Origin of the sequence: Tianxiuia mixotrophica (assembly GCF_050596425.1) — a bacterium.
GTDB lineage: Bacteria > Bacillota > Clostridia > Peptostreptococcales > Acidaminobacteraceae.
On record NZ_CP192292.1, the window covers coordinates 2,934,706 to 2,955,984 of the forward strand.

The following is a 21,279-nucleotide window of genomic DNA, read 5'->3' on the forward strand; positions in this document are numbered from 1 at the left end:
TACAATAAAACCAAACATACGTTCGTGTATATAGAACGGAGGATAAGATGACTCGTAATGAAAAGAACATAAAAATACAAGAAATAGAATCCCTAGTCAAGAAGGCTTGTTTCCAACCCACCAATGTCTTTGGATCAGGTATCTGGAATCACCATATCAGGTGGGTCGTCAAGTTCGGCAAGATGCTGGCTGAGCAAAATGAAGCCGATGTCCACATTGTAGAGCTGGCTGCCCTCTTGCACGATTATGCCAGCATAAAGTCCTTTGCCCTCTATACCAACCATCACATTCACGGGGCTCAGGAAGCCGAACGCCTTCTTAGAGGTATGGGCTTTGACCAAAAAACCATTGAAAATGTTTCCCACTGCATTATGACACACAGGGGCAGTATGCGCCTTGAAAGAAAAACACCTGAAGCTTTATGCCTTGCTGATGCTGATGCCATGGCCCATTTCGTCGGAGTCCCCTCACTTTTACAATATGCGACCGAGGGGAAAGAACTCACCATATCTGAAAGTCGTTTATGGGTTAAGGCAAAGTTGCAAAGAAGTTGGTCAAAACTCAGTGCCGATGCCAAATCCTTAGCCAGACCCTATTTCAATTCAGCGATTGCTGTCCTTGATGACGAAGACAAGGTAACAGATATACTTTTACCCCTTAAGGAAGACAAGATTAAGACTTCTAACCAGGGACTCGTCCCACAATATTAACTTAAGATTTACCAAGTCTTTGGTGATTAAACCCTCTCATTGACGAAATCTTTAAGTGGCACTTACATGTTTTTTATTTCCTTGAATGAAAGCCACTCAATTGTAAAGAAAATGTGAATTTGTTAGCAGTCTTTGTTAACGAGTGCTAATTTCTATTGACAGGCTCCATTCGAAGTTCTATCATAATATTAGCAAGCAATAAATTACATTAAATTCAAGGAGTGATTATTCATGCAAATGGAAAAAGGCAGTCTTTCCATCCATAGCGAAAATATTTTTCCAATCATTAAAAAGTGGCTTTACTCAGACCATGACATCTTCATTAGAGAACTTGTATCTAATGCTTGTGATGCCATCACTAAGGTTAAGCGACTTAATACACTTGGAGAGGCTGATCTTCAAGATCAGAAAGATTTCAAGGTTGAAGTTATTTTGGATAAAGAGGCTCAGACATTAAAGTTTATTGACAACGGCATTGGCATGACAGCTGATGAAATTAAAAAGTACATCAACCAAATTGCTTTTTCTGGCGCTGAAGACTTCATTGAAAAGTATAAAGACAAGGGCGATGCCGACCAGATTATTGGTCATTTCGGTCTTGGCTTCTACTCTGCATTCATGGTTGCGGACAAGGTGGAAATTCATACAAAATCTCACATAGCTGATGCTCCATCAGTGAAATGGCATTGTGACGGTGGTACAGAGTTTGAAATGGAAGATGGCAGCCGTGAAAATCGCGGTACAGAAATCACACTATTCCTTGGCGATGAGGGACAGGAATTTCTAAAAGCTTTTAAAGTCAAGGAGACGCTAGACAAGTACTGTTCTGTAATGCCATACCCGATCTTCTTCAAAGACCTTTCAGAAGAACCTAAAAAGGATGAAGACGGCAATGTAATCGTTGAGGAGCCTCAAGCACTAAATGACGTGAACCCTCTCTATACAAAGCGTCCAAGTGAATGTACTGATGAAGAGTATAAGGATTTTTATCAAAAAACCTTTAAGGATTTTAAAGAACCTCTTTTCTGGATTCACTTAAACATGGACTATCCGTTTAACTTAAAGGGTATTCTTTATTTCCCTAAACTAAACACGGAATTTGATACCCTTGAAGGTCAAATAAAACTCTATAACAGCCAAGTCTTTGTTGCTGACAACATCAAGGAAGTTATTCCAGAGTTCTTGCTCCTTCTCAAAGGGGTTATTGACTGTCCAGATTTACCACTGAACGTGTCTAGAAGCTTCCTTCAAAATGATGGCTTTGTTAAGAAAATTAGCGACTACATCACAAAGAAGGTTGGGGATAAGATTAATGCCCTACAAAAGACAGATCGTGCATCTTACGAAAAATACTGGGACGATATTCACCCATTCATTAAGTTTGGTGCCCTTAAAGATGAGAAATTTGCTGAGCGCGTAAAAGACAGCATTCTTTTCAAGGACACAGCTGATAACTACAGAACAATTCATGAGTTCCCGCTCAGCGAAACAAATGTACAAGGCGAAGAGGGCGAAAGCTCAGATAAAAAGGTCATTTACTATGCAACAGATGTTCAGCAGCAAGCACAGTACATTAACCTTCTAAAAGAACATGGTTTTGAATCTGTCATTCTTGATCACCACATAGATAATCCATTCATTTCAATGATGGAGTCTAAAGTGGAAAAAGTTGAGTTCAAACGTGTAGACGCTGACCTCTCCGATCTTCTCGAGGACAGTGCTGATACAGATGAAGAAGCTGATAAGTCCATCCTTGAAAAAGTTGAAAATCTCTACAAGAAGGTCCTTGGAAAGGAAAGCTTTAATGTACAAATTCAATCTTTAAAGTCTAAAGATGTTGCTGGTATGATTATACTTTCAGAAGAGAATCGACGCATGCAAGATATGATGAAGCAATTTAGCATGTCTGGTATGGATCCAAATACGTTCCCATCAAATGAATCTCTTGTACTCAACAAAAATCATCCGCTCGTAAAGTATACACTTGAGAATGCTGAAGGTCAGGATGAGACTGCACAAATGGTTGCCCAACAAATCTATGACCTAGCAATGATGAGTCATAAACCTCTTGAGGCAGATGCCATGACAGCCTTTATCAAACGTTCAAACGAAATTATGAAACGTATGATTGAAAAATAGGCGCAGGCCTGGACATGACCATATACATGATAAAACCCGGAACTGAAAACAGTTCCGGGTTTTTAAATGCCATAAATCGGCAAAGTTCATATTTGTAGAAAATTACTTCTCCACTTGCTTAATGCATTTTATAACGTTTTTATAGCTTGTATTAGCAGAATACTCATCACATATACAAGCATAATCGTTCCAAGTAAAACGATAGATACATGCCAGCGAGATTCCTGCCTGTCACTTTCCTTTGACATTGCTTCCTCCATCCTACATAGACCTGATACATGCAAGGATATTATACATTAAATACCTAAAATTGTTAATCGAATTCTGAATATTTTAAATAAATTTAATCAAATAAACATTTTATTTTTTTGCCCTTCGATTCAGAAATTGTACAACTTCTTGTTTCTTATTGTGGGGCACATTAATGTATAATGGCACCGCATCTTTTGCACGGAGTCTTATTTCTAATTCGACAAACTTCTTTTTCTCTTGACCCCATATGATTTTCTTCATTTGATCATAGGTGGTTAGTCGTCCATATATAACAACACCCTCTTCATGCAAACCAACAATCCGAGAAAACATTGTAAAGGTGTTCAACAGGAAAACGGCTAAGAACATAAGATAAATTGCACTTGCTGACTGGATGTAAGAATATGTTGTGGCGATCATACCAAAAATATTAATAACAAATGTCCCAATCAACATTTTTGGTGTTGGGAAGACATGAACAATTCTCTTCCCTGCCATCTTCATTGCTTTCATGAGTCTAAAGACAGACATCATTAAGTAAATAAGCACAGCCAAATCGACTGTTAGAACAATTTTTCCCCATAAATCCATTTATGACCCTCCATTATTTTGATCTTTCTCCATTATAACATTAAACCCGAAGAAATGTGACAAATACACATTTTCTCCGGGTTGCTTTGCGAAAAAAGTAATTTTCAATATGTTTTTTTAAATTTTATTAAACCATTAAAAACACACGCCGATAATATTATTGAAACCCATTTATACATCATCAACTTCTATATCCATGGAAGACGCCGGTAATCCCCTTACCGGCGATTTTTTTTTAGAATCTTCTAATCTTTGATTTGGCTAAAGGTTTCACGAAGTAACCAGGGGGTATATGCGTTTCCCAAATGCCCGAGGGGAGTTTCCTATATATCCTCTTCTACAAGAGCATCAAATCCCACACCTTTTCCCCAGACAGACGAAACTGGCAGGACATTTACAAAAGCTTCTGGGTCCAAGTGTGCAATGAACCGCTTAATCAGCATGGATTCACGCGGGGAGCATACAGAAACCACTTTCATTCGACTTTCATTGGAATAGCCGCCCTTGATTTCATACATACTTGTGCCACGCTTGACCTCATTCATAATATAATCAGAGATTGACTCGCATGCATCACTGATGACTTCGATTTTCACCTTCTTAGACCCCATACCAAAGAGGATGGTATCAACTGTTTTCATAAACACATACTGTGTGAACACAGCGTAAAGTGCTATACGTTTATCGTAAATCAGTAGCGAACTCACTATTACGACCATGTCGATAATAAGTAGGAGTTGACTCAAACTCATAAAGGAAAACAATCTTCGATGTAAAATCTTAGCAATAGATTCAGTGCCACCCATAGAGTATCCCCTCTTAAGGATTAAGCCCACACCTGTGCCCGCAAAAAATCCGTAATACACCGATGCTAAAAATAAATCATTTTCAATAAATTCAAAATTCAGGGCTTCAAAACCAATGAGAACCATTGGAAATGTCAATGTTAAAAAGACAATTTTCAGCCCTTCCGCTTTTCCAATAAATATCACTGAGCTCACAAGGATACTCACTGAAACAATATAAAACACAATTGTATAAGGCACTCCTATAAGTTCGGAAAGCACGATTGAAGCACCCGTCGCGCCACCAGTTATAAGTCCATTTGGCCGTAAAATTGAAGTGATGCCAAATGCCAATGAAGAGCAGCCCAGTGTCAAGAAAATCAAGTCCAAAATAAATTTTTCAAATGACCACTTGTTCATAGCTAATACCTCCTAATTTTTTTGTCACCAGAACAGTATAAATGCTATGAGCCAAGAGGACAATCTTTTTTTATTAAATTTTTTATTTAGTTTTAGTAAAGAAATTCAATAGTCTAAAAACGGATCTATCATTTTAAAAAAAGAGTGCCGCAAAGGGCACTCTGTTCTTAAAACACTATAATATCTCACTTGTTTTAGGCACTCGTAGCAGTAAGACATAGCCAATTATGAAGAGGGCAACTATGCTAAAAATACCATTCTGGGATCGACCAGTCAGATCACTTACAAATCCGACAAGAAGTGGTCCCATAACAGCGGCAAACTTCCCAAATATATTATAGAAGCCATAAAACTCATTTGATTTTTCTTTAGGAATCAGTTTGCCGTAGTATGATCGACTCAAGGCCTGTATCCCCCCTTGAGAAGACGCAACGAGCATCCCCAGAACCCAGTATTCCAGTTCTGTATCCAACTGATAGGCATAGAAGCAGGTGAAAATGTAAACAATAATTGCAAATTGAATCATTGTACGCGTGCCAAATCGTTTGGCGAGATGTCCATAAAGAATAGCAAAAGGAAAGGCCACAACTTGAACTGCCAGTAGTACAACAATCAGCGTTGTTGCGCTTAGACCCACATCCGCCCCATAAACAACTGCCATTTTGATGATGGTGCCCACACCATCAATATAGAAAAAATAGGCTATTAAAAAAGAGAATATGACCTTATGCTGACGGATATTTGATAGCGTGGTCCCTAGCCTTCTTAAACTTTTTCTGAGCACATGAGGTTCTCTATCTATATAATAACGCTGTTTTACATTCTTAATCATTGGTAGTGAAAACACCCCCCACCAAATTGCCGTTAAAAAGAATCCAATTCGCATGGCAAGTATCTCACTTATGCCTAACATTTCATGTTTAAAAATCATGCCAGCAATCACTACGAAGGGAATGGTGCTTCCTATATACCCCCATGCATAGCCATAACTTGAAACCTGGTCCATTTTTTCTTCACTGGCAACATCCACTAAAAAGGCGTCATAAAACACATTTGCCCCTGCGTAGCCAAACATAGTAAGAATATAGACACCAAGCAAGATAATCCAGTTTCCATTGGGTACAAATGCTAATACACCAGTAAAAGCCACTCCAATTGTGAGGGCTGTTACAAAAAACTTCTTTTTAATGTCTTTATAGTCGGCTATTGTACCGAGAATTGGAGCCATAATGGCCACTAAGAATGTGGCAAAAGAATTGGCATATCCCCAGTAGGCTGTTGACCGACTTGCGGCAATCCCCGCTTGTTCTGCCATAGCCTTATAAAATAGAGGTAAAATAGTGGTTATGATAATTAGGGTGTAAGCTGAGTTTGCCCAGTCATATGTAATCCAGCTTTTCTCCTTTTTAGTAAACTTAGTCATTATGTCCTCCTTGTTTTGAGACGTATAAAGCGTCTCATATGTGTTATAAGTATAGCAGAATATGTTTTATTATGTAATACTAAGACCAAGTATTAATTATTTTGTCACATTCTAGCCTTATTGTATAAACTAGACCTTTTACCTATACAGTAGTATGATAAAAAGTAGTCCCATAAGAAGTATATCGTATGTTTGATACACAATAATTAGTCATATTATACATATGGCTGAAAATAAGAAAGGACAACAGACTATGCCAGATATTTTAACCCACGTTTATTGTGCCGATTTCACAAAGAAACACTTTGAAGACAGTATTGTCATGCGCCAAATAATCGATAAGCACATATCCGCTTTTTATTTAGGGGCTCAAGGACCAGACTTCTTTTTTTACTATAGAATATGGCCTTGGAAAAACAACGCATCCATTCCTAAGATGGCTGATAGAATACATAAATCCAAGACAGATGATTTTTTGCTTGAAGCTATAGACACCATTATCAAGACGGATCTTGGGTCTAAGGCCGGTCAAATGATTTTGGCCTACTGGATGGGTTTTCTCTGTCATTATGCTCTTGATACAACCGCACATCCTTTCATTTATTATCATAGTGGCATCAACAAGGACAATGATTCTAAAGCCAAGGGAGACCACAACAACCATAAATTTCTTGAAAATATTATAGATACCATCATGAGTAAAAAGTATGAAAACATTATGGGCCTCCCACGCAATCAGGCAGACTGTCTTCCTAAGGATGCAGATACTTTAATGCCTGTTTATGAAAGCATCTCAGATGTTATACAAAATGTCTATCAAGAAGATGTGAGTGCTGACATCATACGGGATGCAGTTGCTGATATGAGAAGGCTCATCGTCATTATGAACGATCCAAAGCATAGACTGCGGTGGTGGTTTAACAAGGCCGAATCTCTTATTTCAAAGCCTAAGTATATTACGACAGCAGCCTTCCCCGCAGGATCCAACCTGCACTATGACTTTATGAATATGAACCACAACACTTGGGTCCATCCATGTGACAAGTCAATTGAGTATAAGGAATCTTTCCAAGACCTATTTGACACATCAATTGAACGTGCTGTGGAACTCCTTGAGTTTGCCTGGGATACCATTCGTGGAGATCAAACCAAAGAAGAATTTAAAAGTCTTGTCGGAGGTCTCTCCTATGACACAGGACTCCCTTGCACAGATCCAAGAAAGCTACGCTACTCAGATTCCATATTCACAAAATATGATATTAAAGCCTATAAATAATATAAGCTGCAGTTGAATGACCTAAATCACATTCAACTGCAGCTCTTTTAATTTAGACAGCCCTGTCTCATTTGATATTTGAAATGTATATTGTCACTTCTTTAAAGGCATTATCATAGGGGTGCATAATCTGAAAATCTTGCTGACCGCCAGGTCTAACCTTTTCATTTGAGTTTGTGAAATCGGAATCCAGTACCTGCCCTTGACCATCACCATATTCGGCAATTATTTTATAGTACCGTATGGTTTTCTCACCAGTGTTCATCAAATGGCCTTTTATATAGGAAAAATTACCATCAACAGTCCATGTCCACCCTTCCATAATCTCTGCATTTGTTCCTTCTGCCGCGTGAATAACAGGTTCCTTTGCCGGCAAGACTTCATCCACCCAGATTTGAACTGAAAAGTGACTTGACTCAAATCTATTTGAAATCTTAAACATCTTTTGATGACCAGGCCATATAACCTCTCCATACACGGTGGAGTCACTGTCTACTAGGTCTTCATTTTCGTTTAAGTATTCTGCCCGAATGCGAAAAAAACCGATCGGCGTCTCCCCATCATTCAGCAAACGACCTCGAACCACAGTGTAATCTCCATCCTTTTCCCATGTCCAGTCTTCCAAAATTCGTCCACTTACCACAGGCGAGCTTTTATCGACCTCCGATTCACGAGTTTCATCTTCTGATGTGTTCTGGAGATCTTTCTTTTGAATGGGATCTTCTCCAATGACAAGTGGATCAGTAACAGGTGTCTCCATTATCGGGGTTTCATCTATCTTATTTTTATTTTCATTGCAAGCAGTCATCAGACCTGCAACAAGAATCACTAGGGTTAGTATGCATAATTTTTTATTCAAATCATCACCACTTTTTATACATTTTTAGAACATAGGTCATACAAAATTTTATCGTATAATTCGTCTTTTGTCTTATAAACATATTATAGCATGCATCATAGTCTATATGATCACACCAAAAACACACACAAAAGGTAATATTATGCTAAACTCAACAAGGAGATATAAATAATATCCACAACATAAACATGTTTTTACATCAGGAAGGATGTCATTTATGAATCAAAAGACGAAAATGGGAATTTCAATTATCACCGGGCTCTTGCCCTCCTGGCTACTTGGCTATCAAGCTGCCCTTTTTATTCAAGAAATAACCAGCAAAACACAAATAGTCGGCGATCGAAAGATGTTAATCTTCATACACCCCACGCTTCTGCTGGTTCTTGCAGCGGTCATATCCATATGTTTATTATTTGTTTGGCATAAAATTTTTGGACCCTTATGGGACGCTCTTAATAAGCAGATGAAAAAACTTAAAAACATTCATGTGAACAAGCCTAGTCTTGCATCAATCAAGTCTATTATTTCAAGTTTTTTCACTTTTGGACAGTGGAAAGCTGAAAAGATAGTTCAGATTATATTCTACCTCGGTATAGCCGCAGTTTTTTTTCAGTTTATGTACCTTATTGAGTTTGCCGCCTTAGGTCTTGGTATCAAAGAGTTCGCATCATTTGGTATAAATCTTTCATATAACTTTCCGGTCACATCCACAATGTTTGTTATCACTCTTGTGTTTACGATCCTATTAGAACTTATTCTTTGGAAATGTGTTTGTGAGATTTTACTTATTATACTCCGTGCCTTTGAAGCTTATTTTTACAAGACTGTTCGACCAGAAAAATTGAATGACTATGTCTTTTCTGAGAAACAAACCACACGTTCAGATGAACCTGGAAAAAATGAGCACATTCATGAGTCGTAAACGATTCAACAAATAATAAAACCTTTCAGACGCTACATCAAGCTATGGTCTGGAAGGTTTTATGCTTCGTCAATATTATTATCATAAACAACTTGGTTGCGTCCCTTTTCTTTGGCCTCATACATAAGCTTATCCGCCTTACCAATAAAAATGGTTGATGACCCCTTTTCATATTGGCAAACCCCTGCACTGACAGTTATAGATGTCTTTCCAAAGGAATAATCCAAGCCTTTAATTTTATTTCTGACTCGTTCAATAATACTTTTTGTTTCAGACTGACTTGTGCCTGTAAATACAAATAAAAACTCTTCCCCGCCAAAACGCCCAACTCGATCTGTTTCTCTTATACTTGACCTAAAGACACTTGCCAGCTTCTTCAAGACCTCATCACCCGCAGTATGACCGTAGGTGTCATTGATTCTTTTGAAGTGATCTATATCTGCCATCATTATTGTAACTGGCCTATCATACCGTTTAGCCTGATTGATCTGTTCTTCTAAATAATCAAGAATATTCCTCCTATTGTCAAGCCCTGTTAAACCATCTGTCCTAGCCAATTTAACCAAGCGTTCCTTTTCTTCTTCCAAGGCTTCATTTGCCTGTGCAAGTTTTGCATTGGCCTTGTTGAGTTCAATTGTTCTGACTTCAACGAGTCCCTCTAGGTCTGTGTTCGATTTCATGAGAGCTTTGGTGGAATTCAAGAGAGATTCAGCCATTTTATTGATGGCATCACCTAGTTTTGCAAATTCATCAGACTGTATCTGCGGCACACGCATACTGTACTCTCCAGCTGAAATTCTTTCCGTAATTCGAATCAAAGCGTTCATATTCCTGTTGATGTATTTGGACAAATAAAAATTAATCACAAAACAGAGTACAATCATAAGGACCAAAGTCACATTAAAAGCTTCTAAGAGTCCCTTTCTTTCATCTTCAATCCTAGTCTTTTGTATGTCTAAAATACGCTCAATATCAATGTTTGTCCCTTCTGTAAAAGAACTTAATGTAACACTCTTAACTTCCAACTCTTTACGTTTATCAATTAACTTATACATGTTTTCATTTAAACTTTTCAACAAGACTTCTATTCTAAGTCCCATGACTTGATACTCAATAGGAAGTGAGTCCATGTGCTTCAAAGCAGAGGCCTTTTCTATAATATCATTCATTCCATCCCAGTCGTTTGTATAAGTCTCGCTCAGCATGTTATTTACTGAGAAGTACTGATTGTAGAGGCCGATTAGTCTTTTTCTAAGAGCCCAGACAATTTTATCTGACTCTGGGTACTGTCTTTGATCAAATGAATCCAAACTATCAGAAAGCTTATTCATATCCGACTCAATGGAATTTTTCAGGGCGAGCATTTGATCTGTTAAACTGATCATTTGGGTGAATTCGTCTTCATATCTATTAAGGTCTTCAAGAATGATATTAAAAATGCGCAACTGTTCCTTTGAAATATAGGCATCTTGAATAAGCTCAATCGACTCCACAAGACTCCCTCGATGATAAAAAACATCCAGTGCATCTTCTCTACGGGACGACGAGACATATTTTAGTTGAGATATTTCACTGTAGTTAACCTCACTTTGTATGTCTACTATTTGGTCATTGGTTCTATTCATTCTATTCATGTACTGAATGGTTAAGGACATGTATACACCAAAGATACCTATCATAACCATAATAGACAAAAACGCAATGAACAGTCGCTTCTTTATTGACATGAAGGCCTCCATTCTGCCCGATTTTGCTTTTATCTTTGTATCGCATTATCCAGTTCTTGAAGAAGAACTTCATAAGCTTCAGGAAAGCTTAAAAATTCAATGAAAAAAATCTAAGCCCTTTTCAGCTGTATCAGGACTTGTTGCAAGATCATAGTTAAAAGCCCAATGTTTGCTTGCTTTGATATCTTCAAGCATCCTTAAATGGTAATCGTCATAAATGGTCTCTGGCGTATTTTTATTTGGAACAAAAGCGCCTGAACCTAAGGCCATCTCTATTTGATTATCAACCTCAGCAAATTGGACGATGGCTTCTTTGGCTCCTTCAATATTGATAGCATCCTTGCCAATAACAATGCCATCCACAGGGCCTAGTGCCACCAGTGGGGTCTTCTTATCTATTACAGGAAAAGAAAACACGTCATAATTCCCCTCACTGTTTGATTGGGATAAGGCACCAGAGAACCAAGTTCCCATAAGTGTCATGCCATATTCCCCCTCCATAAGCGGTTCAATAATATCTTCAGCCCAATCAGAATCCGTAGCATTGGAATTAAAGTAACCTGCATCAATCAGATCCTTCCATAACTTCACCGCTCTTAGGACTTCTGGCTCCGTATAATGTCTCTGATCACTCATAAGTTGTGTTCTATACTCAAAACCAGCCGTTCTTAGGAGAAGGTAGTCAAACCAAAACTGGGCAGGCCATTTGTCTTTTGCACCCAGCCCAATCGGGGTGACACCTCCTTTTTTAAGTGTTTCACAGACACTTATAAATTCTTCCCAAGTCTTAGGCGGACTCAGGTTATACTTGTCAAAGACATCTTTATTATAGTAAAAAGTAACATAATGCTGGGTTAATGGAATTAAGTAGTACTTTCCATCATAAAGGCTTGCAGAGTCAAGTAGTGTTTTGGGAAATACATTCTCAAGGTCGTAAGCCTTGAAGACATCATCAATCGGCTCCAAATATGAAACAATACTCCTTGTTTTCTCGCCTGCCCAGTAGGAATTTAAATCAGCAGGCCTGCCATTTTCAAGAGAGTTTAATATGTTCACTTTGTAGGCTTCATGGTCAATGGGAACAGCATTTAGACGATACACTGTTTGACTATCGTTATAACGGGCAACCATCTCATCAATTCCGCCGCTCAAAGTGCCCGAGAAATAATGATGAAAAATAATGGGCTCTCTTTTTTCTTCTCCATCTTGAATGGACACTTGTTCACAAGCTGACAAAACCAGTATTATTACTAAAGAAAAAATCACCCAGCTGATTTTTCTCATTTTCCCACCTCCATAATTTTTCCACTTGTTTATAGATACCCAATTCCTCTAAACATATTTAGGTCTAATCGTCTTACAGTACACTTTAATATGCTCAAACCCAATGTTTCAAAATATGTTCAGCAATATTTTCCAGATTTCTGAAGACTTGAATTGACTTCTCTTTCATCATTGACTTATAATACTTTTGTCAGACACATGAAAAGGCAGGTATATTATGCAAAAATACAATATCCATAAGGATTTCAAAGCACTGACTCGACTCAATATGAAGTTGTCGAGTATGGCAGATATCAACGCAAGAAGGCTAATTAGTAAAATTACAACACTTCCTGTACATATAACAAAAGACTTAAAAATCTACAGTGAGTCCATCAAAGGTTACAAAAATCACGATTTGAAAGTGGATGTGTTTGACCCTTGGGAGAGGGAAGACAAATTGCCCTGCATTATTTTTTATCATGGTGGCGGTTTCATGCTAGGGCTTAATGAAGCCCACTATAGATACGCCAGTGAGTATGCGCGGGGTGTCTCAGCAGTGGTCATCATGCCAGATTATAGATTGGCGCCAGAAGATCCGTTTCCATTTGGTGTTGAAGATTGCTACAGCACCCTTCTTTGGGCTTATGAAAATGCTGATCGTTTAGGAATCGACCAAAACAAAATTGCAGTTGTTGGTGAGAGCGCCGGCGGTAATTTAAGTGCCGCTGTATCATTGATGGCACGGGATCGAAATGGGCCCAAACTGAAATGCCAAGTCCTAATTTATCCAACAACAGATGATGAACATAAAACTGAGTCCGCTCGGAATTTCACTGACACCCCTATGTTTTATAGTGAAGCAAATAAATTTATGTGGAAGCAGTATTTGTCAGAGTGGCTGGGAAGAGTGTCTCCCTACGCAGCACCCATGCGGGCTGAAAGCTTAAAAAATCTGCCTCCAGCTTATGTGGAAACAGCGGAGTTTGATCCCCTTCACGATGAAGGCATTGCATATGCCAAACGTATGAAAGAAGACGGCGTTGAAGTGGTGATTCATGAAACAAAAGGAACCGTTCACGGTTATGATGTTATAAAAAGAAGTGATATTACAAAGGATAGTCTTGAAAAAAGACTGGTTTTCTTAAAATGGAAATTGCAGTTGGAAGACAATTAGCCTTTTTCATAAAGATGTATAAAAACCGCCTAGAAAACGTACTTAAATGTACTTTTCTAGGCGGTTTTATCTTTAGCAATATGTGCCCATTCCCAAGATGACCGACAGCTTTCTAAGACAAGGTTTCATATTGTCAGGCACTGTGAGCGTACTTTAGGTACGTGATCTGGGTGTGTCAATATGAATAACGATGTATTAGAAGTGCTACCTTCCATATTCCAGACTGGCGATAGCCTTCTAAGACAAGGCTTCATATTGTCAGGCACTGTGAGCGTACTTTGGGTACGTGATCTGGGCCTGTCAATATGAATAACGATGTATTAGAAGTGCTAGCGCCAGTCTGGAGGGGCTTGAGAAATAGCTGCCCCCAAAGCCGTTGAATACTCCGACTTATCTGGAAACACGAACTGCCCATCAAAGGACTTGAACTCTGTTAGCCTTTTGATTATGGTCTTGCCGGTGTCAATGTTTCCGAGTTTGCCTGTGACTACAATGTCTTTTATGCCTGTCGCACTGGATGCAAAAAGGGAGATGACGCCTATTGTTTGAAATATAAGGTTGATAATCCCTAGAGCCTTGTCATTTGCAGTGGCTTTCACATTCATTTTTCCAAAGTTAGAAGCGGTAATGTCTTCAATTAGGTGTCCGACCATTCCCTTTGATATGTCCCCTATAGTAAGGTCAACATTTTCCAGGGATCCCTTCTCGGCCATTTCTATGATTTCATTAAAGTCAGACATACCGAACATGGCTTCGCTCAGTCCCATAAGCGTTCCGCCCCCAACGCCAGTACCACCGAGGTGGGTGATTCGACCACTTTCAACTTTCACAATGGCTGAACCTGTGCCCAGACTCAGGACTATTATATTGTCCATGCCCGAAAGATGGGCGCCGCCTAGACCAATGGCTTCAAACTCATTTACCTTTACAACAGGAATTCCCAGTATATCTGATTCAATATACGATGCTCCGACACCCGTTATGGCTATTTTACTAATATCTGTGAGCTTGAGACCATTTGTATACATGAGCTTGCCTAGAGCGCCACTGGCCGAAGTGATTGGATCACTGGCCTTTATGGTCATTAAATCAACAATTTTCGCATCGTGAAATCCAACAATTTTTGTTGTTGTCCCACCTATATCTATTCCAACTATCATATGTCCTCCATCTTATGATGAAAAGCATCTTGGGTACTTTACTCCACAATCCGAACCCTCTCTGGGTTGATTTGAAGTGGGTATGACTCCATGATCACATCTGGAATCACTTGAATTTTGTCACTGATCTCCAGTTTAGAAATATTGAAATTATCATTTGTTCCTGGCAGAATTTTGACGTAAGAGGCCATGCCTTCTGCATCACTACACTTTGCAATAAGCAGTCCATCTTCTGAACGACTTAGATCATCTACCGTGAGCGTCATAGCTGATTCAAGATTATAGGCGTGAATGGCTAGGTTTTTTTCCATATCACCATATTGACGAATGAACTCCACGTCAGTTATCATGCCTTCATGAATCTCAGAAGTCTCACCATAGTATTCAAATCTAATTAAATCACTATCTGTTCGCAGATCGAATGACGTCTCAGAAACCTTTTCAATTTTCCCTGTAATCTTTTCAATCGTTTGACCCATACTGGTGTGCTTGACATCAAAATTTTCTACAATAAAGGGTTTTACAACTTGCCTTCCATCTTGGTTAATGATCTGAACACGTTCCCCCAAGTATATATCTTGGGTGCTTGTCACAGTGTATATATCAACAATATCACCTGTTAATATATGAACATCCTGACCATCGATTTCAATAACCTCTCCGACTATATCATAGTCCGGAGCGGGTGTGTTGTCTTCAACAGCTGACACTGGGGAAGTCGACTGACTGTCATCATTATTCTTGATAGGGTCTGCACTTTGTGTACAGCCTGTTAACATTATAACACTTAGGCTTAGTGTCAAACCCCAAATTGCATATTTTTTAATATTCATAGTGGCCTCCATAACTTTTATCTATTACTACATCCGTCCTCTTTGCTACACGGCTTACGCTTTAGTGGTCTTTGTTTAAAACCTTCGCAAAGAATGTATCATTACAGCCTTAAGACGAACAGTGGGGTCAAAAAGTTCCAGATTTTTTGTTTTTTTAACTTTTATATGCTGAGCGACTTACAAAACAACATACAAAGTCTTCGTTATACCATATATGGATATTTAGGCGTTCAAATTCTATATATGATATGGCGAGGGCTTAGATCTATAAATTTAGCAAGCGTCTGAAGCTATATTATGCCAAAATAAAACCACCTTTAATCGTATGATTCAAGATGGCTCTTTTCATGCTTTTTCTATGCATTTGCAATCCCTAGACTCTCATTACAGATGAATGAAGATCAATCAAATTCATTGATTTACAATTTGTAAAGCAATTTTAATGTCGTCATAGGTCACGTTTTCTGGCAAATTATCTTTTAGAGCTTTTAAGGAGTCTCTCCCATGTTTCTGAATGGCTTCATGGATTTGATCAAGTTTCTCCACTGAAATGAGCTTTTTCCAATCAACTGGAAGACCATCAGATTCAGCTTTTAGGAGGTGCTTAACAATTGTTCCTGACGTAAATCCGCGCTCAAAGGCAATTTCACTCAAAGAATCTTTTTCAAGAAATGCACTGTAAGTATTTTGTATACGTTCTTCCATTGATTCCTTTGGTGATGCTTCAACGGGACTATCTTCTTCCCTCTTGTTCTTGAGTTCAAGTGTTTTCTCTCTTTTGGCCTCTATACTCGGCTGGTCTATACCCATTTTCGTACAATAGTCTTTCACGGCACCCATAAAAATTTCACCGTAATTCTCAAATTTTTTACTGCCAACGCCACCCACTTCTAAAAATGCCTCAGGGGTCATTGGATAAACAGCAGCCATTTCATAAAGGGCTGAATTATGAAATATGGTGTAACTTGGTATGCCTTTTTCCTCAGCAATTGACTTGCGTATATCTGAGAGGATCTCAAATAATTTTTCATCATACTCCAAGTCTTTTAAAGAGCCCGAAAGAGACTTTCTCTTTTTGGCTGACTTGCCCTTCTTTTTAGAGTTCTCAAGTCTATCCACTTTAATACTTACTTTCTCATGTCCTTTTAAAGCCCCTCTAGCGGGTGCCAATAATTTGAGAACAGGAAACTGGTCTGTTGTCATTCTAATATAACCATTTGCCAGGAGAGTCATAATAATTTCTCGCACTTCCCCAGGGCTCTTGTCTTTCATAAGACCATAGGTTGACTGTTGGTCTAGTCTAAAGCTTTTTATGCGCTTGTCTTTAGACCCACGCAATATTTGTATAATCAGATTGAGGCCAAATCTTTGGTTGGTCCTATAAATGCAGGACAGGATCATCTGAGCCTCTATTGTCACATCTTTACGCTCTGACTGGTCTGTACAGTTTCCGCAATTTCCACAATCCGCCTTAATCTCATCACTCTCGCCAAAATAATCTGTTATGAGGTGTCTTAAACAATTGTCCGAGTGACAGTAGTTGATCAAATACTGTAAATTTTCATTAAGGAGTTCCTTGCGCTCAGCTGATTGGGTGTCATTTTCTATGAGCATTTTCTGGCTGACTATATCTGAAGGCGAGTACATAAGGACACATTCAGAGCTTTCACCATCACGCCCTGCACGGCCAGCCTCCTGATAATAAGCTTCCATATTCTTTGGCATATTATAGTGAATAACAAATCGAACATCAGGCTTATCAATGCCCATACCAAAGGCATTGGTTGCAACGATCAATTGGGATCTGTCGAACATAAAATCCTCTTGGACTTGTCTTCTGACTTCACTATCCATACCACCATGGTAACCGACCGCCAAATATCCCTTATCGCATAGTTTTTTTGTTAATGATTCAACTGTTTTTCGAGTTGCACAGTAAATTATGCCACTTTCACTATTCCCTCTTTCACCAAGGTACTGAGTAACAAACCTAAACTTATTGTTTGGTGCAACCACCTTATAAAATAGGTTTGGTCTATCAAAACCAGTGATTCGCTCCACTGGAGACTCTAGCTTCAATAGAGATTTTATTTCCCTTGTAACGTCCTTTGTCGCTGTGGCTGTAAAGGCCGCAATGGGGGGGACGGTTTTCAAACAGGGATATAAAATTGGGAATGTCCCTGTAACTCGGTCTAAAATCATGCCCCCACTGACTGATACAATGGGCTTCATCCACCGCTATCAGACTAATGTTCATTTGAGCAATCTGTCTGTTGAACATGACTGATTTCAGTCTTTCTGGTGCAACATATACAAGTTTATAATCACCATAACGCATACCGTCAAGTCGCATCATGAGTTCTTCCTGATCAAGGGTGCTGTTTATGAATGTTGATGGTATGCCCGCCTCTGTCAGACTATCCACTTGGTCCTTCATTAAGGAAATCAGTGGAGAAATGACAATAGCCGTGCCTTCTGATAGGACTGCTGGCAACTGGTAGCACAAGGACTTACCGCCACCTGTAGGCATGATGCCCGGTGCATCACAACGCTCTATAATGCCGTCGATTATGTCTTCTTGACCTGTTCGAAATCTTGTATATCCAAAATATTTTTGTAACGCTTGTAACTTGTTCATGAAAGACTCCAATCTATAAGTCATTATCTTGCTTTCATTTTATGTGAATCATATAAAAATGTCAATTTTTTCCATTGCGTCTTATATATCCAATCCGAGTTTATCGATTTTCTTATATAAGGCCGTCCTGTGGAGGCCTAACAACTTAGCCGCTTCCGTTTTATTTCCATCACAGCGGTCTATGGCTTCTTTAATGATTTTTTTCTCCGTCTCATCCACACATCTTTTAATATTGAGGTCCGTATTTTTGTCAAAATTCATTACATGATTCATAGGCGTATCATGACTTGGCTTTTGAGTGTTCACATCTTGCTCAAAGGCCACACTTTCCTGAATATACTCTGGTAAATCCTTTGTGTAAATAACCTTGGTCAGTGCCATATTGATGGAGCTCTCTACAACATTTCGAAGCTCCCTCACATTCCCTGGCCAAGCATAGTTCTGGAGCTTTTTCATAGCCCCCTCTGAAAAGGATGTCGGACAAGTTGGATATGTTGATACAAAACTCTTTAACATGCTATGGGCTATGAGGGCAATATCTTCACGCCGCTGGCTAAGTGGTGGAATTTTAATACTAACAACTTCCAGGCGATAGTATAAGTCCTCTCGAAACTTTTTCTTGGACACAAGAGACCTGAGGTCTTCATTGGTTGCAGATATCACACGGACATCCACCTCCACTTTATTGTGTCCTCCAACCCTTTCGAACTCTCGTTCTTCTAGGACACGAAGAAGCTTGGCCTGCATTTCAAGGGGCATGGTTCCTATCTCATCCAAAAATATTGTTCCCCCGCTGGCAATTTCAAACTTGCCAACCTTACCTGTGCTGGATGCTCCAGTGAAGGCGCCCGGTTCATATCCAAAGAGTTCAGATTCCAGTAAATCTTTAGGGATGGCTGCACAATTAATTTTTACAAAGGGACCATACTTCCTATGACTGCCCTTGTGGATGGCATGGGCAAAGAATTCCTTCCCCGTACCACTGCCCCCTTCAATACAAACAGTGGAGCTGGTTTCTGCTGCACGTTTGGCCGTTTCTTTTAAAAAGATCATGTGGGGGTTTTGCGTAAGTATGTTGTCAAAAGAGTACTTGGCTTGGTTCAAGCGCTTAATTTCCTTTTTATGCTTTTTCATTTGCGAGTTCATGGTTTCAATGTAGTTTGCCATATATTTGACTTCAACCACATCCCTAAAAAGGACTGTGCCTACGGCACCAATAATTTCTCCACCCCGCTTGATCGGAATTCTTGAGGTGACCATATCGTGGCCATTCATTTTTTGAATATCTCCAATTTCTGATTCCCCAGTTTCAAGAACCCTATGCAGGCGTGTGTTTTCAATAACTTTTGTAACATGCTTGCCAATGGCATCTTTTTCCTTGATACCAAGAAGCTTTTCATACTTGCACTTGGTTACAATGCCCTTTGCATCAACTATGATCATGCCTTCATAGGCCTGCTCAATGAACTCATCTATCATTTCCATTTGTTCTTGAAGTTCTTTATATGAAAGTTTCAAAGTTTCACCCCATTTAAGCCCCATATATTTTATAAAGTAGGTCAACCACCAATGTGTCTCCAATTCGCTACAACCATTCTAGCATATTTCATACAAATTCCATACCCTTAGCTCGCGTGGAATTTCCCAAGTCAAAGCGCGCTTGAACTTGACATTCGCAGTCCACTCAGAAGCACGTGACCAAATTGAAACTCAGTCAACAAGGCAAGCCTGAGGCATTTTATGCAAACTAAGACCCCCTAATGGATTCCATTAGGGGGTCTTATAGTAACAAGAAAAGTGTGTGTGAACTCTTCCTTGCGAACGCAAGCTATTTTACTGATAAATCTTACTTCTTGATGATAACAGCTTCACCCATACCGCCACCGATGCATAGTGTCGCTATACCGTTTGTGGCCTCATCACGCTTTAGAAGCTCATGGATAAGCGTTACAAGAATTCTTGCACCTGATGCACCAATTGGGTGACCGATTGAAATAGCACCACCGTTGACATTGACAATTGACTTATCAAAATCCAGTTCTTTTAAAACAGCAACTGACTGAGCTGCAAAGGCTTCATTGGCCTCTACAAGGTCAACTTGATCTTTTGTCATGTTGGCACGCTTTAATGCTTTTTGCACTGCATTGACTGGACCGATGCCCATGATTGATGGATCGACCCCTGCTGATGCGTGTGTCACAATTGTACATAGTGGCTTGATGCCTAGCTCTTTTGCCTTTTCTGCACTCATAACAAGGAGGGCTGCTGCACCATCATTTATACCAGATGCGTTGCCCGCTGTTACAGAACCATCTCTTTTAAACGCAGGACGTAGGGCACCTAGCTTTTCAACTTTTGAATTAGGTTTAATGTATTCATCTGTGTCAAATACGATTGGGTCGCCCTTACGCTGAGGAATTGTTACTGGAACAATTTCATCCCTGAAACGTCCCTCTTCCTGAGCCTTAGCCGCCTTCATCTGACTTTCATAAGCAAACTGATCTTGCTCTTCACGCGTAAGTTGCCACTGGTCCACGATGTTCTCTGCAGTGATACCCATGTGGTAGCCTTCAAATGCATCTGTTAGTCCATCGTTTACCATGATGTCAATAAGTTCTGCGTTGCCCATACGTGCGCCCCATCTTGCTTTTTTCATCACGTAAGGTGAAGAACTCATATTTTCTGTACCACCTGCAACAACCACATCAGCACTTCCTGATGCAATCATGTCAAATGCCACAGAAACAGATTTTAGACCTGAACCACAAATCATGTTCAAAGTCCATGCAGGTGTTTCAACTGGTAGTCCAGCCTTAACAGAAGCTTGACGTGCCACACCTTGACCTGCGCCAGCTTGAAGTACGCAACCCATAACAACTTCGTCAACTTCTGTTGGAGCCAAACCAGCTCTATTAAGCGCTTCTTTAATAACAGTTGCACCTAGATCCACTGCTGATACATTTTTAAGTGTACCACCAAAACTGCCTACACCTGTTCTGACCGCTGAAGCGATTACGATTTCTCTCATTAAATTTTGCCTCCATTTTCTCAAGTACATGCATTCATAACCTATTTAATTTAGACTATTCTTTGCTGTGCTGACT

General features: G+C 39.4%; 17 protein-coding genes. 5 read left to right on the forward strand and 12 right to left on the reverse strand.

Annotated elements, in window-relative coordinates:
* The first annotated feature begins 47 nt into the window (after positions 1-47).
* Complete coding sequence (locus ACQ4KW_RS12880; protein WP_430882888.1) at positions 48-710, forward strand: HD domain-containing protein; 663 nt, start codon at positions 48-50, stop codon at positions 708-710.
* Positions 711-941: 231 nt separating this feature from the next.
* Positions 942-2,849, forward strand: coding sequence for a molecular chaperone HtpG (gene htpG / locus ACQ4KW_RS12885; protein ID WP_430882889.1), 1,908 nt, complete (start codon positions 942-944; stop codon positions 2,847-2,849).
* 360 nt (positions 2,850-3,209) lie between these two features.
* Here the strand turns inward: htpG and ACQ4KW_RS12890 are convergent, their stop codons facing one another.
* From ACQ4KW_RS12890 to ACQ4KW_RS12900, 3 genes are all read right to left on the reverse strand, one after another.
* Positions 3,210-3,692, reverse strand: coding sequence for a hypothetical protein (locus tag ACQ4KW_RS12890; protein ID WP_430882890.1), 483 nt, complete (start codon positions 3,690-3,692; stop codon positions 3,210-3,212).
* 323 nt (positions 3,693-4,015) lie between these two features.
* The gene (locus ACQ4KW_RS12895) at positions 4,016-4,897 is read right to left on the reverse strand and encodes a YitT family protein (protein WP_430882891.1); all 882 of its coding nucleotides are present in this window, start codon (positions 4,895-4,897) and stop codon (positions 4,016-4,018) included.
* Between the two features lie 175 nt (positions 4,898-5,072).
* A complete protein-coding gene (locus ACQ4KW_RS12900) occupies positions 5,073-6,320 on the reverse strand; it encodes an MFS transporter (protein WP_430882892.1) in 1,248 nt (415 codons plus the stop codon).
* Between the two features lie 253 nt (positions 6,321-6,573).
* On the opposite strand from ACQ4KW_RS12900, the gene ACQ4KW_RS12905 reads away from it, so the two are divergent.
* On the forward strand, positions 6,574-7,596 hold the full coding sequence (locus ACQ4KW_RS12905) for a zinc dependent phospholipase C family protein (protein ID WP_430882893.1): 1,023 nt from the start codon (positions 6,574-6,576) through the stop codon (positions 7,594-7,596).
* A gap of 67 nt (positions 7,597-7,663) precedes the next feature.
* On the opposite strand, the gene ACQ4KW_RS12910 is transcribed toward ACQ4KW_RS12905, so the two are convergent.
* Entirely contained in the window at positions 7,664-8,455 is a 792-nt protein-coding gene (locus ACQ4KW_RS12910) for an FxLYD domain-containing protein (protein ID WP_430882894.1), read from the reverse strand.
* Between the two features lie 217 nt (positions 8,456-8,672).
* On the opposite strand from ACQ4KW_RS12910, the gene ACQ4KW_RS12915 reads away from it, so the two are divergent.
* Positions 8,673-9,377 (forward strand): hypothetical protein, encoded by a 705-nt coding sequence (locus ACQ4KW_RS12915; RefSeq protein ID WP_430882895.1) that lies wholly within the window; start codon positions 8,673-8,675, stop codon positions 9,375-9,377.
* A gap of 59 nt (positions 9,378-9,436) precedes the next feature.
* On the opposite strand, the gene ACQ4KW_RS12920 is transcribed toward ACQ4KW_RS12915, so the two are convergent.
* Both ACQ4KW_RS12920 and ACQ4KW_RS12925 read right to left on the reverse strand, forming a co-directional pair.
* Complete coding sequence (locus ACQ4KW_RS12920; protein ID WP_430882896.1) at positions 9,437-11,104, reverse strand: diguanylate cyclase; 1,668 nt, start codon at positions 11,102-11,104, stop codon at positions 9,437-9,439.
* Between the two features lie 96 nt (positions 11,105-11,200).
* Positions 11,201-12,388 (reverse strand): ABC transporter substrate-binding protein, encoded by a 1,188-nt coding sequence (locus ACQ4KW_RS12925; protein ID WP_430882897.1) that lies wholly within the window; start codon positions 12,386-12,388, stop codon positions 11,201-11,203.
* A 217-nt stretch (positions 12,389-12,605) separates the two neighbouring features.
* Here ACQ4KW_RS12925 and ACQ4KW_RS12930 point away from each other — a divergent pair, with 217 nt between their 5' ends.
* Positions 12,606-13,544, forward strand: coding sequence for an alpha/beta hydrolase (locus ACQ4KW_RS12930; RefSeq protein ID WP_430882898.1), 939 nt, complete (start codon positions 12,606-12,608; stop codon positions 13,542-13,544).
* A 329-nt stretch (positions 13,545-13,873) separates the two neighbouring features.
* On the opposite strand, the gene coaW is transcribed toward ACQ4KW_RS12930, so the two are convergent.
* The 6 genes from coaW to ACQ4KW_RS12960 all read right to left on the reverse strand — a co-directional run bounded on the left by coaW (position 13,874) and on the right by ACQ4KW_RS12960 (position 21,203).
* Positions 13,874-14,704, reverse strand: coding sequence for a type II pantothenate kinase (gene coaW / locus ACQ4KW_RS12935; protein WP_430882899.1), 831 nt, complete (start codon positions 14,702-14,704; stop codon positions 13,874-13,876).
* 38 nt (positions 14,705-14,742) lie between these two features.
* The gene (locus ACQ4KW_RS12940) at positions 14,743-15,537 is read right to left on the reverse strand and encodes a hypothetical protein (RefSeq protein WP_430882900.1); all 795 of its coding nucleotides are present in this window, start codon (positions 15,535-15,537) and stop codon (positions 14,743-14,745) included.
* Positions 15,538-15,948: 411 nt separating this feature from the next.
* The gene (locus ACQ4KW_RS12945) at positions 15,949-17,691 is read right to left on the reverse strand and encodes a RecQ family ATP-dependent DNA helicase (RefSeq protein WP_430882901.1); all 1,743 of its coding nucleotides are present in this window, start codon (positions 17,689-17,691) and stop codon (positions 15,949-15,951) included.
* Entirely contained in the window at positions 17,576-18,175 is a 600-nt protein-coding gene (locus ACQ4KW_RS12950; protein WP_430882902.1) for a DEAD/DEAH box helicase, read from the reverse strand. The genes ACQ4KW_RS12945 and ACQ4KW_RS12950 overlap by 116 nt, the downstream gene beginning before the upstream one ends.
* Before the next feature lie 81 nt (positions 18,176-18,256).
* Positions 18,257-19,693, reverse strand: a complete 1,437-nt coding sequence (locus tag ACQ4KW_RS12955; protein WP_430882903.1) for a sigma-54 interaction domain-containing protein — start codon at positions 19,691-19,693, stop codon at positions 18,257-18,259.
* A gap of 328 nt (positions 19,694-20,021) precedes the next feature.
* Entirely contained in the window at positions 20,022-21,203 is a 1,182-nt protein-coding gene (locus tag ACQ4KW_RS12960) for an acetyl-CoA C-acetyltransferase (protein ID WP_430882904.1), read from the reverse strand.
* Between the last annotated feature and the right edge of the window lie 76 nt (positions 21,204-21,279).

Bases quoted from the DNA above. Each gene is read 5' to 3' on its own strand.
- ACQ4KW_RS12925 (WP_430882897.1), bottom strand. From the start codon at position 12,388: ATGAGAAAAATCAGCTGGGTGATTTTTTCTTTAGTAATAATACTGGTT.
- ACQ4KW_RS12930 (WP_430882898.1), top strand. From the start codon at position 12,606: ATGCAAAAATACAATATCCATAAGGATTTCAAAGCACTGACTCGACTC.
- ACQ4KW_RS12890 (WP_430882890.1), bottom strand. From the start codon at position 3,692: ATGGATTTATGGGGAAAAATTGTTCTAACAGTCGATTTGGCTGTGCTT.
- ACQ4KW_RS12915 (WP_430882895.1), top strand. From the start codon at position 8,673: ATGAATCAAAAGACGAAAATGGGAATTTCAATTATCACCGGGCTCTTG.
- ACQ4KW_RS12895 (WP_430882891.1), bottom strand. From the start codon at position 4,897: ATGAACAAGTGGTCATTTGAAAAATTTATTTTGGACTTGATTTTCTTG.
- ACQ4KW_RS12940 (WP_430882900.1), bottom strand. From the start codon at position 15,537: ATGAATATTAAAAAATATGCAATTTGGGGTTTGACACTAAGCCTAAGT.
- ACQ4KW_RS12960 (WP_430882904.1), bottom strand. From the start codon at position 21,203: ATGAGAGAAATCGTAATCGCTTCAGCGGTCAGAACAGGTGTAGGCAGT.
- ACQ4KW_RS12900 (WP_430882892.1), bottom strand. From the start codon at position 6,320: ATGACTAAGTTTACTAAAAAGGAGAAAAGCTGGATTACATATGACTGG.
- ACQ4KW_RS12905 (WP_430882893.1), top strand. From the start codon at position 6,574: ATGCCAGATATTTTAACCCACGTTTATTGTGCCGATTTCACAAAGAAA.
- ACQ4KW_RS12880 (WP_430882888.1), top strand. From the start codon at position 48: ATGACTCGTAATGAAAAGAACATAAAAATACAAGAAATAGAATCCCTA.
- coaW (WP_430882899.1), bottom strand. From the start codon at position 14,704: ATGATAGTTGGAATAGATATAGGTGGGACAACAACAAAAATTGTTGGA.
- htpG (WP_430882889.1), top strand. From the start codon at position 942: ATGCAAATGGAAAAAGGCAGTCTTTCCATCCATAGCGAAAATATTTTT.
- ACQ4KW_RS12950 (WP_430882902.1), bottom strand. From the start codon at position 18,175: ATGAACAAGTTACAAGCGTTACAAAAATATTTTGGATATACAAGATTT.
- ACQ4KW_RS12920 (WP_430882896.1), bottom strand. From the start codon at position 11,104: ATGTCAATAAAGAAGCGACTGTTCATTGCGTTTTTGTCTATTATGGTT.